Below are 16338 nucleotides of genomic sequence, written 5' to 3'. Positions count from 1 at the left end.
TGCCGCCTTTCCTCTCCGGTGGCCACGCCGGGGCTCGGGTTGTCAAACCTCCGCCCGGACGAGCTCCACGCTCCCGATCGCCGCAAGTGACTGAGCTCACGCCTCCCGTGCAACCGGAACGCTGTGATTATGCGCCAGGCTGCAGGGGGTGGGGATAAGTTTGACGATTTATCGTCATCCCGACGCAAGTCGGGACCTCGAACGACCGGGCTCCGCGCCTGCTATGTCGAGGTCCCGGCCTTCGCCGGGATGACGCGGGATAATTGTTGGCGGTGGGGGATAAGCGTGCATCGACGCCGCCCCCAACGCCAAAAAACCCCCAAACGTTTGTCATCCCTGACGGATGCCCGGACGCGTGAGCGATCCGGGCGTAGATCAGGGACCTACCCGCTCATCCAGCTGGATCCATGGGTAGGTCCCGGATCTGCGCCCCGCCTGCGCGGGGCATCCGTCCGGGATGACAAACGCATTGGATTTATTGGGAAAACTGGCAGCCCGGCGTCATCAAAACCAGGCTCGCCTTCAAAGGGGCTGGGCATTGAGCAGGGCGCGGTATTCGCGCACTTTCTGGACGTATCGCACCGGTTCCTGGCCGCGGGCATAGCCATAGCGCAGTCCGCGATAATGCGCCGGATCGGACAGGAGCGGCAGCACGCTGGCGAGATCGTCCCAGCTATCCTTGTCGAGACCCTGCTGTTCGGCCAGGGCGCGCGCGTCATACATGTGACCCATGCCGACATTATAGGCGGCAAGGGCGAACCAGACCCGGTCCTCGCCGGTGACGCTGTCCGGGACGCGTTGATACAGGTCTTCCAGATAGGTCGCGCCGCCTTCAATGCTTTGGCGCGGGTCGGTGCGGTCGTCGATGCCGACCCGCTCGGCCGTCGAGAGGGTCAGCATCATCAGGCCGCGCACGCCGGTATCGCTGACGGCGTCGGGATTCCAGTGCGACTCCTGATAGGCTTGGGCCGCGAGCAGATCCCAGTCGAACGAGGTCTGCTCGGCGGCCGCCTCGAACCAGTCCTCATAGCGCGGCAGGCGGGTTTCGACCCGGTCGATAAAGCTGGACACGTCGACATAATTGAAATCGCCGAACTGGCCGAACCAGGTCTCGTCCAGCCGCTCCAGCAGATCGCCGTCGTGGATCTGGCGAAACCAGGCCGTCATGGTGTCGCCGAGGCCCTCAATACGGCTGGAATAGGCCCAGGCGAGGGATTGCTCGCCGGTCAGATCCATCGCCACCACGAGATCGGGATGGCGGCGGCGCGCGAAGTCTGCGAGATGCGAATCGGCAATGGTGCAGTCGAACTCCCCGGCATCGACGGCCTCGAGCAGCGGCATGGCCGACCCCGCGTGGCGCTCGGTCCAGTGCAGCCCGTCATCGCGGGCTGGCAGGGCCTGCAGCGTCTCCAGATAGCTTGACCCCGACAACACCACGATGCGGGCCCGACCGAGATCGTCCACCGTGGTCGGAACCGGGCCGCCCGCATGGCAGACGAGTTGTTCGGTGACCGTCTTGTAGGCGGGGCCAAACACCATATGCGCTTCGCGCGAAGGCGTGACGGTCAGCCCGGCTGCGGCGATATCACCCTCACCGGCGGCGAGGGCGGCCGTGAGGGCCGTAATCGAGGGCCGTGTCTCGAAATGTGCCTCGACGCCGAGATGGCCCGCGAAGGCGCGGACCAGGTCGACCTCATAGCCGCTCGGGCCGTCTTCGCCCGCCATGTAGCTGGTCGGGCCCTCAAGGGTCAGGACGATGAGGCTTCCGCGCGCCTGCAAGGCCTCCACCGAGGCGATACCGCCGGGCACGGCCGCCGGGCCGCAAGCGGCCAGCATGGATGCCATCGCCATGGCACGAAGAAATCGGGCAGGGATCATCGCTCTGACGATAAGCGCTCGCCGCGCCCCCGCCAAGTCAGTCCTGGCGGCGCCGCTTTGTTCCGTTGTGTTAACCATAAATGTTCCGCTTGTGTTCTGGAACAAAACTGGTACGCTGTGTCTCGGTTGCCCGTGACCGAGGGGCGTGAAATAAGGGAATATCGATATGAGCAAGGGCGCGATTCGACTCGTGAACGATTCAGGCATGGACAAGAAAAAAGCGATCGAGGCTGCACTCAGCCAGATCGACAAGGCCTTCGGCAAGGGCTCGGTCATGAAGCTCGGCGCCAAGCCGGCGATGGAGATCGAGGCGATCTCATCCGGCTCGCTGGGGCTGGACATTGCCCTCGGCATTGGCGGCCTGCCCAAGGGTCGGATCATCGAGATCTACGGCCCGGAAAGCTCCGGCAAGACGACGCTGGCGCTGCACACGATTGCCGAGGGGCAAAAGCTCGGCGGCGTCTGCGCCTTTGTCGATGCCGAACACGCGCTTGATCCGGTCTATGCCGGCAAGCTCGGCGTTGATGTCGCCGAACTCCTGGTCTCCCAGCCCGATACCGGCGAACAGGCGCTGGAGATTGCCGATACGCTGGTGCGTTCCGGTGCCGTCGATGTTCTGGTGATCGACTCGGTCGCCGCCCTGACGCCGCGCGCCGAGCTCGAGGGCGAAATGGGCGACAGCCTGCCCGGCCTGCAGGCCCGGCTGATGAGCCAGGCGCTGCGCAAGCTGACCGGCTCGATCTCGAAATCGAAATGCATGGTGATCTTCATCAACCAGATCCGCATGAAGATCGGTGTCATGTTCGGCAGCCCGGAAACCACGACCGGCGGCAATGCGCTGAAATTCTATTCCTCGGTCCGTCTCGACATCCGCCGCATCGGCGCGATCAAGGACCGCGACGAGGTGATCGGCAACCAGACCCGGGTCAAGGTCGTCAAGAACAAGGTCGCGCCGCCTTTCCGTGAGGTCGAGTTCGACATTCTCTATGGCGAAGGCATTTCGAAAATGGGCGAGCTGATCGATCTTGGCGTCAAGGGCGACATCATCGAGAAGTCCGGCTCCTGGTATTCCTATAATTCGGAGCGCATCGGCCAGGGCCGCGAGAATGCCCGCAAATTCATGCTCGCCAATCCGGCCATGGCCCAGGAAATCGAGAACAAGGTCCGCGCCAATGCCGGCCTGATCGCCGATGTCCTGCTGGTCGGCAAGGATCTGGAAGACGACCAGGCGGCGGCTGGCTGAACCATTGCGGGTCAGTCGCCCCCGGTCGATTGACCCCGGTTGCCCACTCCGTTTGACCGATCCTGTTGGCTTCAAGCGGATTGATGAAATCCGCTTGATCGAACCGCTTGACCGAACCGGGTGATCGAATGGGGCGCGGGGTGCGGTCTGGCACCTGGTGCGGCCTTGCCGGGTTGGCCATGCTTGGTTAACCGCTCTACGGCATTGTCTCGACCCGGGCGTCAGCTTGGGAGGACCGGGCTCCCCCTACAGGCGCCCGGTCGCTTGTTTTCTGCCGCGCGGGAGCTGCAAATGCCAATCCAGATCATGCAGGACCAGCGGCGGGGCGTTCGGGTGATCGAATTCACCGGCCAGATCGTGCGCGAAGACCTGGAAACGGTTTCTCGTCTCTATACCGACCGGGATTTCTATCGTTTCGAGGATCGCGAAGTGGTGCTTTTCGCGCCCGATGCTTCGCTGGCGGCGATTGATGTCGAGGACCTCAGCCTGCTGGCCGACAGCTATATCGAGGCCTTGCACCAGCGCGGCGACCAGACCGCGGTGCTCTCGGCCTGGGTCATTGGCGATCACGTCCGGGCTGAAATCCGTCTGTGGTGGGAGTTTTCCCGCGATCACTCCCGCTTGCGCGAGCCGCGCTCTGTGGTCAGCAGTCTTGAGGATGCGTTGAGCGCGCTGGGCTTGCCCGAAGACTGGGCCGATGATTTGCGGGCGCGACAGGGCTGCCGGATCTTTGAGGACACCGGACCCGCGACCGGCTGATCCAGGGCGCTGCGGACGCGCGACAGCCCCGTCGATCAGTCCCGCCGCCTTGTACAGGCCGCCACGTTCCCATATCTCCTGAAAACTGGTAACGCAGCGGCTTCGGCCGGGCGCCGAAATGACGATGCTAAACAGGATGATTCCATGGCCAGCTTGCGCGATATCCGGGCGACCTTTCTCGACTATTTCGGCCGCAATGGCCATGAGGTCGTGCCCTCCAGCCCGCTGGTGCCGCAGGACGATCCGACCCTGCTCTTCGTCAACGCCGGCATGGTGCCGTTCAAGAATGTCTTCACCGGCAAGGAAAAGCGCCCCTACACGCGCGCAACCTCGTCGCAGAAATGCGTCCGCGCCGGCGGCAAGCACAATGATCTCGACAATGTCGGCTATACGGCGCGCCACCATACCTTCTTTGAAATGCTCGGGAATTTCTCGTTCGGCGACTATTTCAAGGAAGAGGCGATCCATCATGCCTGGCAATTGGTCACCCGGGAATACGGCCTCGGCGCCGAGCGGCTGCTGGTGACGGTCTATTCCGAAGACGAGGAGGCGCGGGCCCTGTGGCGCAAGATCGCCGGTCTCTCCGACGACCGCATCATCTCGATCTCGACCTCGGACAATTTCTGGTCGATGGGCGATACCGGTCCGTGCGGTCCGTGTTCGGAGATATTCTTCGACCATGGCACCGACATTCCGGGTGGGCCTCCAGGCTCGCCGGACGAGGATGGCGACCGTTTCATCGAAATCTGGAATCTCGTCTTCATGCAGTATGAGCAGCTCACACCGGACGAGCGCGTCAACCTGCCCAAGCCGTCGATCGATACCGGCATGGGGCTGGAGCGCATCGCGGCGATCCTGCAGGGCAAGCACAATAATTACGAGATCGACCTGTTCGCCAATCTGATCCGGGCCGGCGAAAGCGTGCTCGGCGTCAAGGCCGAGGGCACGGCGCTGGCCAGTCACCGGGTGATTGCCGACCATCTGCGCTCGACCTGTTTTCTGATGGCCGATGGCGTCAGCCCGTCCAATGAGGGCCGCGGCTATGTCTTGCGCCGCATCATGCGCCGCGCCATGCGCCATGCGCATCTGCTCGGTGCGACCGAGCCGGTGATGTGGAAGCTGGTCGAAGCGCTGAAGGTGGAGATGGGCGAGGCCTATCCCGAACTGTTGCGGGCCCAGCCGATGCTGGAGGATACGCTGCGCATCGAGGAAGAACGCTTCCAGACCACGCTGGGACGCGGCCTCGGTCTGCTCGAGGAGGCCACCGCCGGCCTCGCCGCCGGTGCGGTGCTGCCGGGTGATACCGCTTTCAAGCTCTATGATACCTATGGCTTCCCGCTCGATCTGACCCAGGATGCCCTGCGCGCCAAGGGGATGACGGTCGATGAGGCCGGCTTCGAGACAGCGATGGACAAGCAGCGCAGCGATGCGCGCGCCAGCAAATTCTCCTCGGGCCAGGCGGCTCCGGATGAGGTCTGGTTTGCCGTGCGCGACAAGGCCGGCACCACCGAATTCCTCGGCTATGACGGGCTGGAAGGCCGCGGCAGGCTGGCCGCCATTATCGCCGATGCCCACGAGGCCAAGGCGCTCGGTGCCGGCCAGCGTGGCGAGCTGGTGTTTGATGCGACGCCGTTTTACGGCGAATCCGGCGGACAGGCCGGTGATAGCGGTCTGATCGAATTCGAAAATGGCGCCATTTTCCGCGTCACCGACACGCAAAAGCGCGGCGGCGACATGCATGCGCATGTCGGCGTGCTCGAGCGCGGCGAAATCACGCTCGGCGATCATGCCGTGCTCAGGGTCGATGCGGCGCGCCGCAATACGACGCGCGCCAATCACTCCGCGACGCATTTGCTGCATGCCGCCCTGCGCGATGTACTCGGGCCGCAAGTGTCGCAGAAGGGCTCCTATGTCGGCCCCGACCGGCTGCGGTTCGATTTCAGCCAGAACAAGCCGATCAGCGCCGCCGATCTTGCCGCGGTCGAAGCCCAGGTCAATGCGGTGATCCGCCAGAACCTTGCCGTTTCGACCCGCGAGATGACGCCCGACGCGGCCATCGAGGCCGGAGCGCTGGCCCTGTTCGGCGAGAAGTATGGCGACAGGGTGCGTGTGCTCGCCATGGGCCAGGCGCTCGATGGCAGCGACAGGCCCTATTCGGTCGAGTTGTGCGGCGGCACCCATGTCGCGCGCACCGGCGATGTCGCCCTGTTCAAGATCGTGGCGGAAAGCTCGGTCGCGTCCGGCGTGCGCCGGATCGAGGCGCTGACCGGCGAGGCGGCGCGCCTGTTCATGGAAGAACAGATCGGCTTCGGCCGCGCCGCTGCCGACGCCCTCAAGACACCGCCGGTTGAATTGGCGGCACGGGTGGCCAGCCTGATCGATGAGCGCAAGAAGCTGGAACGCCAGCTCGCCGAGGCCAAGAAGCAATTGGCGATGGGCGGCGGCACGGCCGGTGCACCGGCCGGTCCGGAAGATATTGCCGGCATCAAATTCATTGGCCGCGTTGTCGAAGGCGTGGGCGGCAAGGATTTGCGCGGCCTGATCGATGAGGCCAAGAGCCAGATGGGCTCGGGCATCGCCGCCTTCATCTCGAACAATGACGGCAAGGCGGCGCTGGCGGTCGGTGTCACCGATGACCTGGCGGATCGCTTTTCGGCCGTGGAACTGGTGCGTGCCGGGGCGGCGCCGGTCGGCGGCAAGGGCGGTGGTGGCCGTGCTGACTTCGCACAGGCCGGCGGGCCGGACGGTGCCAAGGCCCAGGCCGGGCTGGACGCGATCCGCACCGCACTGGGCGCCTGATGGCCCGGCTCGCGCGTCCGGCACCCGGCGCCGAGGTGCAGCTGGTGGGCGACAAGGCCGCAGCGCGCGCTGTGGCGGCGGCGCGGGCCCAATTCAACGCGGCGCTGGCGGCGCGGGACATGGCCGTGATCGCTGAGACCCTGTCTGATGCGGTCACCCTGGTGCCCGGCGATGATGCGGTGCTGATTACCGGCCGCGAGGCGCAGCTGGAGGCCTGGCAGTCGATCTTCACCAATATGCCCGATGTCAGCTATGTGCGGGCGCCGGCGCGGATCGAGATCGGTGAGGATGGCGAGCTGGCCGGCGAGACCGGCCGCTGGCGCGGTGCGTGGTCGAGCGAAGGGTTTTCAATCCGCTATAGCGGCCGCTATTTCGCCAAATGGCGGTTTGACGGTGTGCGCTGGACGATCGAGGCGGAGATTTTCGTGACGCTCAAGCGCCAGGGCTGAGGCCTAGCGTTCGCGCGGGCTGGCAAGCCAGGCGCGCGCTTCACGTTCTGTCCGGAAATAGCGCTCAATGCTCGCGCGCTCGCTGTCCGACCTGACCTCGTAATAGACCAGCAGCCCCGCCGCCATCTCATCACTGCACACGATTCCGGCCCGTTTGCGCAGGCCATCGGCACGGGGGGTGTCCAGCGTGGCGAAGCTCTCCACGAGTGCGCTGGCGTCATCGGGCGTGACGTCGGCGAGGCTGGCATCGATGAAGACGGTCAGGAAGTCGTATTCGTTCGACCAGCGCGGATCGGCGCGCGCAGCGAGCACGGACTCGAGCATCGCATCCACGGTCAGCCGGCCGCTCATGGTCCAGATGCAGAGCTCGTCCGCGGCAGAGAATTCATACGAGGCGGCCATCGGAGTCCAATCCCGCCAAAACCGGCGGTATTTTCTTGAGTTTCAACAACTCCCCGGGGCCGGACGAAGCCCGCTGATCGAGGCGGCATCCGTCCGGCAACAGGTTATATGTCCTGGCGATCAGGCCATCGCCGCCTTGAAGCGTTCGTCGACCTTGTCGAGGAAGCCCTGGGTGGTGAGCCAGCCCTGGTGATCGCCGACCAGCAGCGCCAGATCCTTGGTCATATATCCGGCTTCCACCGTCTTGATGATCGTGTCTTCCAGCTTGGCGGCAAAGTCCATCAGTGCCTGGTTGTCGTCCATGCGGCCGCGATGCGACAGGCCCTGGGTCCAGGCGAAGATCGAGGCGATCGGATTGGTCGAGGTCTGCTCGCCGCGCTGATGCTGGCGATAGTGGCGCGTCACGGTGCCGTGGGCGGCTTCCGCCTCGACCACCGAGCCATCGGGCGACATCAGAACCGAGGTCATCAGGCCGAGCGAGCCGAAGCCCTGGGCGACCGTGTCGGACTGGACATCGCCGTCGTAATTCTTGCAGGCCCAGACGAAACCGCCGGACCATTTCATCGCTGCGGCGACCATGTCGTCGATCAGGCGGTGCTCGTAGGAAATGCCCTTGGCCGCGAAAGCGTCCTTGAACTCGGTGTCGTAGATTTCCTGGAACAGGTCCTTGAAGCGGCCATCATAGGCTTTCAGGATCGTGTTCTTGGTCGACAGATAGACCGGCCAGCCGCGGCGCAGGCCGTAATTCAGGCTGGCGCGGGCAAAATCGCGGATCGAGTCATCCAGATTATACATGCCCATCGCCACACCGGCGCTCGGGAAGTCGAACACTTCGCGCGTGATCGGCTCGGAACCGTCTGACGGCTGGAAGGTCATGGTCAGCTTGCCGGCGGACGGGGCGAGGAAATCGGTCGCCTTGTACTGGTCACCGAAGGCATGGCGGCCGATGACGATCGGCTGGGTCCAGCCGGGCACCAGGCGCGGGACATTGGAGATGACGATCGGCTCGCGGAAGACAACGCCGCCAAGAATGTTGCGGATGGTGCCATTGGGCGAACGCCACATTTTCTTGAGGCCGAATTCCTCGACGCGGGCCTCGTCCGGGGTGATCGTGGCGCATTTGATGCCAACGCCGTATTTCTTGATCGCCTCGGCCGAATCGACCGTGATCTGGTCATTGGTCTCGTCGCGCTTTTCGATCGAGAGGTCGTAATATTTCAGATCAATGTCGAGATAGGGCAGGATCAGCTTGTCCTTGATCAGCTGCCAGATGATGCGGGTCATCTCATCGCCATCGAGTTCGACGACCGGGGTATCGACTTTGATCTTCGCCATGGTGTTGTGCTTTCTTTTCGGACGGGTGTGTAAGGCGCTAGGTATGGCCCTGTATTCTGATTTGCGCGCTCTCTAGCACTCGCAGGGCCGCATAGAAAGTCCTGCCCTGAAAAAGCGCGGGTGCATATTGACCCCATCCTGTCGGGGTGGGTGTGGGCAGAGATTTCTCATCGGACCCGTGCTGGTCTGATGCGATCGGCGCGGACAGTTTGCGTCAAGGCGTGGAGTTGTGCAGCTGGACAGAGTTTGCCCAAGTGACCCGTGCCGGTAAATTGCGCGCCGAAGCAGATTTATGGAGATTTTCATGCGCGCGAGATACTGGCCCGTGTTGGGGTTTGTCGGGCTTGCACTGGCCGCTTGCAGCAATGCGACTGCACCGGATTCGCTCACGGATGAAGCCTTGCTGAAGGGCAGCGATGTGACCGCGACGGTGGTGGATCTGGGCGAGGGGGTGTTCCAGGTCGACTACGCCTTCGCCGAGCCACAGACCGCGATGATCTTTGCCCGCTCGACCGCCGATTATCGCATCGGCGCTTGGACGCCGCTCGATGCCGGCGCGCACATCGAAGATGTTGCCGGCTTCGATTCGCTGCTGTTTGACGCGCCGGTCGATCACGCCGCCTTCCGGGTCGAGGCCCGCTTTGTGCGGCCCGATGGCGACTATTCACCCTTCGTAGCCTTCTCTGATGGCGGGATCGTTGTCTATACGGGGCAGTTTGAACTCCTGCCGGAGCAGGGCCGCGACCGCATCGCTGCGCTCGGCGGGCAGATTGACCGCTGGGATGGCGAGCAGCCTGTGCTTGGCGTGCGCGTGCGCTCGACGCGGCCGATTATCGCGGACGGTCGCAGCGGTCTGCACGAGACTGTCGCAGTGAGCCGGGGTGAGGGCAGTTTCATCTATATCGGCGAGGGTGAGCTTACCGAAGGCGATAGTTTCGTCGGCATTATTGACCCGGCCCTTCCCGCCTGGATCCGCGACAGTTTTGATAGCGACCTGGCGGCGGTCTTCGCGCGCTATGAGGCCTTGTGGGGTTTTGAGCTGGAGCAACGCGCCAGCTTGATGTTCGCCTTCGGCGGCTATGATGTGGCAGGCTTTTCCAACAAGGGCGGGGTGATCGGCTCGAGCGTCGTGCTCGATTCGAGCGGCGAGGCCTTGCGTGAGGAGACACCCCAGGTGCGGCGTTTCCTGCGCTGGTTTTTCGCGCACGAGGCGGCGCATCTGTTCCAGAATGCCGCGGGTGTGGAGCTGGCGAATACGGTCGATAGCTGGATCCATGAAGGCGCGGCCAACGCCATGGCCAATGCGGCCCTGGCCGAGCTGACCGATGATCCCCACGCAGACCTTGTTCGGGTCTATCAGGCCGCCATCACTGACTGCACGGCGGCGCTTGCGGACGGCAACCTCGCTTCGGCAGCCGAGCGTGGCCGGTTCCAGGCCTATTATGATTGTGGATCGCTGATCGCGCTGATGACGGCGGCGGCTGTGCCGGACCGGTCACTCTACGCGTTCTGGACCGGCATGCAGGCGCGTGCGCTTGAGCAGTCGCGTGATCTGGATGCTGCCTTGTACCTCGAAACCATGGAAGATTATGGCGCCGCACCGGAGGTGATCGCCGCCATCGACGCCCTCGTGTCTTCCCGCCTTTCCGATCCCGCCAATGCCTTGGGCAATGCGCTCGAACGGGCCGGATTGAGCCCGGTCTATGATGAGGCGGGCGCCCTGACAGATATGGATTTTCCCACATGACAACAATGCCCTCCTTCATCCTCGTCCACCCGCAACTGGGCGAAAATATCGGCGCTGCCGCGCGGGTGATGGCGAATTTCGGCCTGTCGGATCTGGTGCTGGTGGCGCCGCGCGATGAATGGCCCAATCCGAAGGCGGTCTCGATGGCGGTCGGCTCGCCCGTGCTGGACAATGCGCGGCTGGTGGATGATCTGACGGCGGGAGTTGGCGGTTTTACAAGGCTTTACGCGACGACGGCACGGCCGCGCGGCATGGAGAAGCCGGTGATGACGGCCCGCGAGGGCATGGCCGATGCCCGCGCCGCAATCGCGACGGGCGAGAAGGTCGGCATATTGTTCGGCGGCGAGAAGGGCGGATTGCTCAATGATGCCGTCGCCCTGTCCGATGTCATTATCACCCTGCCGGTCGATCGCAGTTTTTCCTCGCTCAATCTCGGCCAGGCGGTCGGTATTCTCGCCTATGAGTGGATGGCCGAGGAGGGCGCCCCGGCGGTGTTCGACCCGGTCTCCGACGTCGCCTCGCGCTTTGATCTCGAAGGCATGTTCGAACATTTCGAAGCCGAGCTGGAACGGTCCGGCTTCTTCTACCCGCCCGACAAGACCCCGCTGATGGTGCAAAACCTGCGCGCCGCCTTCGTGCGCGGCCGCTGGACCACTCAGGAAGTGCGCACCTTCCGCGGCTGCGTGAAGGCGCTGGCGCGCGGTCGCGGCCGGGCGCGCACCGTGCAGGACGACTGAGGCGATTCTAGCGGTCGCTGCGGTGCTGCTCCTCGATCCGCCGCACATCACGCTCCAGATCAACCCGGTCACCATGGCTCAGGAATATGCGCGGTCCGGCTTCCGGGGCCGGCGGATCGATGTCGAAGGCGTCAAACGCCTGCGCCGCGTGCTGTTGCCAGGGCGTGCCCGATTGCAGCCAGCGCTCACGGCCCGCCTGCAAGGCGGCGAGATCGGCCTCCAGCGTGTCGCCGTCGAGCCGGCGGCCAAAACCCTCGCCGACCTGTCCCGTATCGCTGTGCCCGGGAAGCCGGTCCAGGATCGCCTGGCCCAGGGCGGGCCGATAATGCGACGGCACATAATACCAGGGATTGGGGGCCGAGCCGTCGGCGGCGGGCGGCGCGCTTTGCGCCGGATCGGAGAAACCGCCGAAATCCCAGGCTTGCAGGGCCGGTCCGTCGAAACAGGCCTGATTGGCCTCTGCCGTGACGCCGCGCGCCGCAATCTGGGCCGCAATATCGCGCCGCAGGGCGATCTCGGCCGGGCCGGCACCGGCGCGCTGGCGCGCTTCCTCATACCAGGCATGGACCGGGTGGATGAAGACCACGACCTGTTTGCCCGAGGCGAGCAGGGCATCAATGCCGCGGAACAGGAAGGCGACGCGTTCCGGATCGTATTCATACGAGGCGTAATAGCGGTAACGCTTGGCCAGTTCTTCCTCGAAGCGCGCCGGAAGCCCGGCCTCGTCATAGGCGTGCTCCCAGCGCTCGTCCGAGCCGCCGGTGCGATTGTCGTCGACGGTCTGCAGGGCGCGGGCAAAGGCGCTCGGTGACAGGGCCATCTTCGCCAGCGCCGCGAACTGCGAGCCGCCGGCCATCGGCGTGATCCAGTAGGTCGCCTGGGTATTGGTGTCGGTGGAAAACTCGCGCAGATCGGCGCCGATGATGACGCAATTGATCGCCTCATTGCGCGCGGCGAGGGCGCTGGCGCGGGCGAGCTCGAATGCCGAGGTCCCGGCCATGGCGAGATTCTCATAGCCGCCGGGCCAGTCGGGCAGATCGCGCGGGAAGCCGTCCATCACCCGCGAACTGCCCAGGGTGATGGTGCCGGCGTCGCTGGTCAGCAGGCGGTGGCCGACATGGACCCGGTAGCCGTCCTCATGCGCGCGCGTGCGGCGGGCATTGACGCCTTCGATCGAGATCCAGGGCGCGATCTCATAGGGGTCGACCACAAGGGTGAAGCCGCCAAAGCCGATCAGCCACGCAACCAGGGTTGCCGCGAAGACGCGCGCATAACGGGCCAGACGCTTGAACGCATCGGCATTGGGGGGATCAGAAGCGGTAATAGATGAACTCCGCCACGGTCCAGGAATTGATGATGGCGAGGAAGAAGAGGCTGGCGATCAGGATCGCGCTGGTGGTGCTGGCCGACCAGCGCCAGCCCTTTTGCAGGTGGTTCTCCTGGCCCGCCAGCGTGCGCGGGTCGAGATAGCGAGACACCGCCGAGATGGTGTCGGGCAGGAACCAGATGATCGCCAGGCTGATGATGATCGCGATGAAGGGATCGTCGCCGACATTCTCGCCGAGCCCGTTGAGACCGATCATGCCCGCGAGCATCGCATTGGCGGCGGCAAAACTGTCGGCGCGGAAGAAGACCCAGGCGAAGGTGACGAAGAGGAAGGTGAAGAGCGGCGCGAGGAATTTCAGCGGTTTCGGGAACAGGCCACCCGGGAATTTGCTGTCGATCCAGTGACACCAGGCCAGCCCCATCCCGTGCAGACCGCCCCAGACGACAAAGGTCCAGGCGGCGCCGTGCCAGAGGCCGCCGAGCAGCATGACGATGAAGAGATTGGCCCAGCGGCGGTATTCGCCCCTCCGGTTGCCGCCGAGCGGGATGTAGAGATAGTCGCGCAGGAAACGCGACAGGGTGATGTGCCAGCGGCGCCAGAAATCGACGATGGAGGTGGCGCGGTAGGGGGCGTTGAAATTGGCCGGGATATGGAAGCCGAACATCCGCGCAAGGCCGAGGGCCATGTCGGAATAGCCGGAAAAGTCGAAGAAGATCTGGAAGGCGTAGCACAGGGCCGAGGTCCAGGCCGCCAGTGCGCCGACCTCACCGCCATGGGCGGCGATATCGAACCCGCTCGAGGCGAAGGGCTGCAGATTATCGGCGAGCAGGACTTTCTTGGCCAGGCCGAGGGCGAAAATGGTGAAGCCGATGCCGAGATTGTCGGCGAGCACGTCCTTGCGTCTGGCGTCATCGAACTGGTCGGCAATCTCCTGGTGGCGAATGATCGGGCCGGCGATCAATTGCGGGAAGAAGGAGACGAACAGCGCATGCTTCACCAGGCTGCCCGGATTGGCATGATTGCGCGCGACATCGACCAGATAGCTGATCTGCTGGAAGGTGAAGAAGGAGATCGCCAGCGGCAGTGCCAGATGCGCCAGCGGCAGGTCGAGCCCGGTGACGGCATTGGTGTTGGCAATGAAGAAGTCGGCGTATTTGTAGACCCCGATCAGCGCCAGATTGAACACGATGCCGATCGCCAGCCAGGGCTGGGAGCCGCGCCGGCGGATCGCGACGCCGAACGCGTGGTTGACGATGATCGAACTGAGCAGCAGTGCCAGATAGCTGGCATTCCACCAGCCATAAAAGACCATCGAGGCCAGCGTCAGCAAAGCCAGGGCTGCCTGGTGACCGGCATAGCGCCGCGCGGTGTAGTACAACACCAGCGTTACAGGCAGGAAGACAAACAGGAATTGGATCGAATTGAATAACAAGGCCGGCTCCCCCACGGGCTGACTATGGTTTGCCGCATTTGCGGCGATGGGGGAAGCGGGTTTCGCTGAAGACTGCCGTCAGGGCGTGATGGCGGCAATTTCGTCCATCAGGGCAAAGGCAAAGTCCGGCGCTTCGAAACTCTTCCCGTTCGCTTGGACTGCGATCGTGATGCCGGTCTGCGAGTCGTAGACCGCTGCGGAGCGATAGCCGCCGAAATCACCGCCATGGGCGATGCGGAACGCGCCATCCTCATAGGTGCGCACATAAAGGCCCAATCCATAGCTGGAGCCTCGCTCCGCATCGACGACAAAGGCGTTGGCGCGCATCTGTGCGCCGGGCGCGGACAGTTCACCCGAACCAAGCGCGGCATAGAACCGCGCGAGATCGGCCGGCGTGGTCACCAGTCCACCGGCCGCCCACTCATGGTCGAGATTGTGATTGAGGCGGTGATTGCGGGCAGTGGCGGAAAGCCCGAACACCCCCCTGACATGGCCGCTGGCCAAACGATCATGATCGCGGCCGGAAAGCACTTCCGTATCCGTCAGGCCGAGCGGCTCGATCACGCGCTCGCGCACCAGTGAATGATAGTCCTGCCCGGTAGCGTCTTCCAGGATCAGGCCTATGAGGATGTAGTGGGTGTCGGAATAGGAAAAAGCGGTTCCCGGCGTATTGATGGGCGCCTCATCGGCAACGAAGCCGACAAGTTCCGCCGGAGTATAGCCGCGCCCGCCGCGCAGGAATCCGGAGAGAAAAAAGCCCGGATCCTCGAGATAATCCGGCACACCCGCGGTGTGATTGAGCAGCATGCGCAGGGTGATCGCCTCGGCATTGGGCAAGTCGGCCCAGAAGGGCTGGCCGGAGAGCCAGGTCGAGATCGGGGCGTCGAGATCGATCACGCCTTCACTCGCCAGTTCCGCGGCGATCAGGCCCGTCACGCTCTTGCCGATACTGCCAGACAGGAATCGGGTATCCCGCGACACGACGGTGTGTGAGACTCGGTCCGCGAGCCCTGCCGTGGCGTCAATCCGGTGTCCGCTGGGCAACAGCACGGTTACGGAAATGCCCGGGGCGGGATCGTCAGCGATCGCGGCGGCTGCCTGATCATAGGCGGTCGCTGCGAGCCGGGCGAGATACGTGCTGTCCTGTGCGCGTACGGCGGCGGGCCAAACGAGGAGCAGGGCGAACAGGGCGATGGTGGCCGTGAGTGTTTTGAGCATGTGCTTTTCCTAGTCGGGGCGGAACTTCCAGTCAAACGGGGCCTCCGGCAGTGCCGGTTACTCTCCCGCCGCCCACAGGCATTGACATTCGCCTCCACACGTCTAGAACCCCTTTTCCCTCGCCGGAGCCTTGCTCTGTGTGGATCAACCCCAACGGGATGATGCGTGGACCGCCGTTTAGATCGTGAGCCTTGAGGGAGGTTCACCGGGCCGCATCGAAAAGAGAGAACATGTCAAAACGTCATAGCCAGAAGTATAAAATTGACCGCCGCATGGGTGAAAACCTTTGGGGCCGTCCAAAATCTCCTGTCAATTCCCGTTCTTACGGTCCTGGTCAGCATGGTCAGCGTCGCAAGAGCAAGGTCTCCGATTTCGGCCTTCAGCTGCGCGCCAAGCAGAAGCTGAAAGGCTATTACGGCAATATCACCGAGAAGCAGTTCCGCCGCACCTTTGACGAAGCTTCGCGTCGCAAGGGTAATGCTGCCGAGAACCTGATCGGTCTGCTGGAATCCCGCCTTGATGCGCTGGTCTACCGCGCCAAATTCGTCCCGACCGTGTTTGCCGCGCGTCAGTTCGTCAATCACGGCCATGTCCTGGTCAATGGCAAGCGCGTCAATATCGCGTCCTACCGTTGCAAGGTCGGCGATGTGGTTGAAGTTCGCGAACGTTCGCGCTCGATGGCCCTGGTGCTCGAAGCGCTGGAAAGCGCCGAACGCGATATCCCGGATTACATCGATCTCGACGCGAAAGCGATGAAGGTCACCTTCACGCGCATTCCTGAATTCGCCGAAGTGCCGTATCCGGTCCAGATGGAGCCAAGCCTCGTGGTCGAGTTCTACTCCTCCTAGGCGACGCGAATATCCAGACATGAAAAGGCCGTCCGGTTATGCCGGGCGGCCTTTTTGCTGCGCGATTGCCACGGCGTGTGCGCCACCGTCATCGCGTTGATTTGGCCCTCATTTTGCGACTTATGAACAAAGTGTTTCAGTTTGGGTCTGGAGCCGCCGGTCGC

At 63.8% G+C, this 16338-nt stretch carries 13 protein-coding genes; 7 read left to right on the top strand and 6 right to left on the bottom strand.

The window, feature by feature from the left end; translation table 11 throughout:
* Window positions 1–522 precede the first annotated feature (522 nt).
* A complete protein-coding gene (gene mltF / locus ACN0TK_RS15210; RefSeq protein ID WP_417310375.1) occupies window positions 523–1851 on the bottom strand; it encodes a membrane-bound lytic murein transglycosylase MltF in 1329 nt (442 codons plus the stop codon).
* Window positions 1852–2044: 193 nt separating this feature from the next.
* On the opposite strand from mltF, the gene recA reads away from it, so the two are divergent.
* The 4 genes from recA to ACN0TK_RS15190 all read left to right on the top strand — a co-directional run bounded on the left by recA (window position 2045) and on the right by ACN0TK_RS15190 (window position 7128).
* On the top strand, window positions 2045–3121 hold the full coding sequence (gene recA / locus ACN0TK_RS15205) for a recombinase RecA (RefSeq protein ID WP_417310374.1): 1077 nt from the start codon (window positions 2045–2047) through the stop codon (window positions 3119–3121).
* 291 nt (window positions 3122–3412) lie between these two features.
* Window positions 3413–3880, top strand: a complete 468-nt coding sequence (locus ACN0TK_RS15200) for a hypothetical protein (protein WP_417310373.1) — start codon at window positions 3413–3415, stop codon at window positions 3878–3880.
* 144 nt (window positions 3881–4024) lie between these two features.
* A complete protein-coding gene (alaS, locus tag ACN0TK_RS15195) occupies window positions 4025–6679 on the top strand; it encodes an alanine--tRNA ligase (protein ID WP_417310372.1) in 2655 nt (884 codons plus the stop codon).
* Window positions 6679–7128: a nuclear transport factor 2 family protein gene (locus ACN0TK_RS15190; protein ID WP_417310371.1), complete on the top strand. Its 450-nt coding sequence runs from the start codon at window positions 6679–6681 to the stop codon at window positions 7126–7128. Before alaS ends, ACN0TK_RS15190 begins: the two co-directional genes overlap by 1 nt.
* Window positions 7129–7131: 3 nt before the next feature.
* On the opposite strand, the gene ACN0TK_RS15185 is transcribed toward ACN0TK_RS15190, so the two are convergent.
* Window positions 7132–7530: a hypothetical protein gene (locus tag ACN0TK_RS15185; protein ID WP_417310370.1), complete on the bottom strand. Its 399-nt coding sequence runs from the start codon at window positions 7528–7530 to the stop codon at window positions 7132–7134.
* Between the two features lie 120 nt (window positions 7531–7650).
* Window positions 7651–8865: an NADP-dependent isocitrate dehydrogenase gene (locus ACN0TK_RS15180; protein ID WP_417310369.1), complete on the bottom strand. Its 1215-nt coding sequence runs from the start codon at window positions 8863–8865 to the stop codon at window positions 7651–7653.
* A gap of 304 nt (window positions 8866–9169) precedes the next feature.
* Here ACN0TK_RS15180 and ACN0TK_RS15175 point away from each other — a divergent pair, with 304 nt between their 5' ends.
* Both ACN0TK_RS15175 and ACN0TK_RS15170 read left to right on the top strand, forming a co-directional pair.
* Window positions 9170–10612 carry a hypothetical protein gene (locus ACN0TK_RS15175; RefSeq protein WP_417310368.1) on the top strand — a complete coding sequence of 481 codons (1443 nt, stop codon included), beginning with the start codon at window positions 9170–9172 and terminating at the stop codon, window positions 10610–10612.
* A complete protein-coding gene (locus ACN0TK_RS15170; protein WP_417310367.1) occupies window positions 10609–11349 on the top strand; it encodes an RNA methyltransferase in 741 nt (246 codons plus the stop codon). Before ACN0TK_RS15175 ends, ACN0TK_RS15170 begins: the two co-directional genes overlap by 4 nt.
* Window positions 11350–11356: 7 nt before the next feature.
* Here ACN0TK_RS15170 and ACN0TK_RS15165 read toward each other — a convergent pair whose 3' ends face one another.
* From ACN0TK_RS15165 to ACN0TK_RS15155, 3 genes are all read right to left on the bottom strand, one after another.
* A complete protein-coding gene (locus tag ACN0TK_RS15165) occupies window positions 11357–12559 on the bottom strand; it encodes a hypothetical protein (protein ID WP_417310366.1) in 1203 nt (400 codons plus the stop codon).
* A gap of 100 nt (window positions 12560–12659) precedes the next feature.
* The gene (locus ACN0TK_RS15160; RefSeq protein WP_417310365.1) at window positions 12660–14108 is read right to left on the bottom strand and encodes an MBOAT family O-acyltransferase; all 1449 of its coding nucleotides are present in this window, start codon (window positions 14106–14108) and stop codon (window positions 12660–12662) included.
* Window positions 14109–14186: 78 nt separating this feature from the next.
* Window positions 14187–15326, bottom strand: a complete 1140-nt coding sequence (locus tag ACN0TK_RS15155) for a serine hydrolase domain-containing protein (protein ID WP_417310364.1) — start codon at window positions 15324–15326, stop codon at window positions 14187–14189.
* Window positions 15327–15556: 230 nt separating this feature from the next.
* On the opposite strand from ACN0TK_RS15155, the gene rpsD reads away from it, so the two are divergent.
* On the top strand, window positions 15557–16174 hold the full coding sequence (rpsD, locus tag ACN0TK_RS15150) for a 30S ribosomal protein S4 (protein WP_417310363.1): 618 nt from the start codon (window positions 15557–15559) through the stop codon (window positions 16172–16174).
* The last annotated feature ends 164 nt before the right edge of the window (window positions 16175–16338 follow it).

It is taken from the genome of Devosia sp. (genome assembly GCF_048261455.1).
Taxonomy (GTDB): Bacteria; Pseudomonadota; Alphaproteobacteria; order Rhizobiales; family Devosiaceae; genus Devosia_A.
The sequence above is the reverse complement of the archived record's forward strand: the minus strand, read 5'-3'. Positions and strand labels throughout refer to the sequence as shown.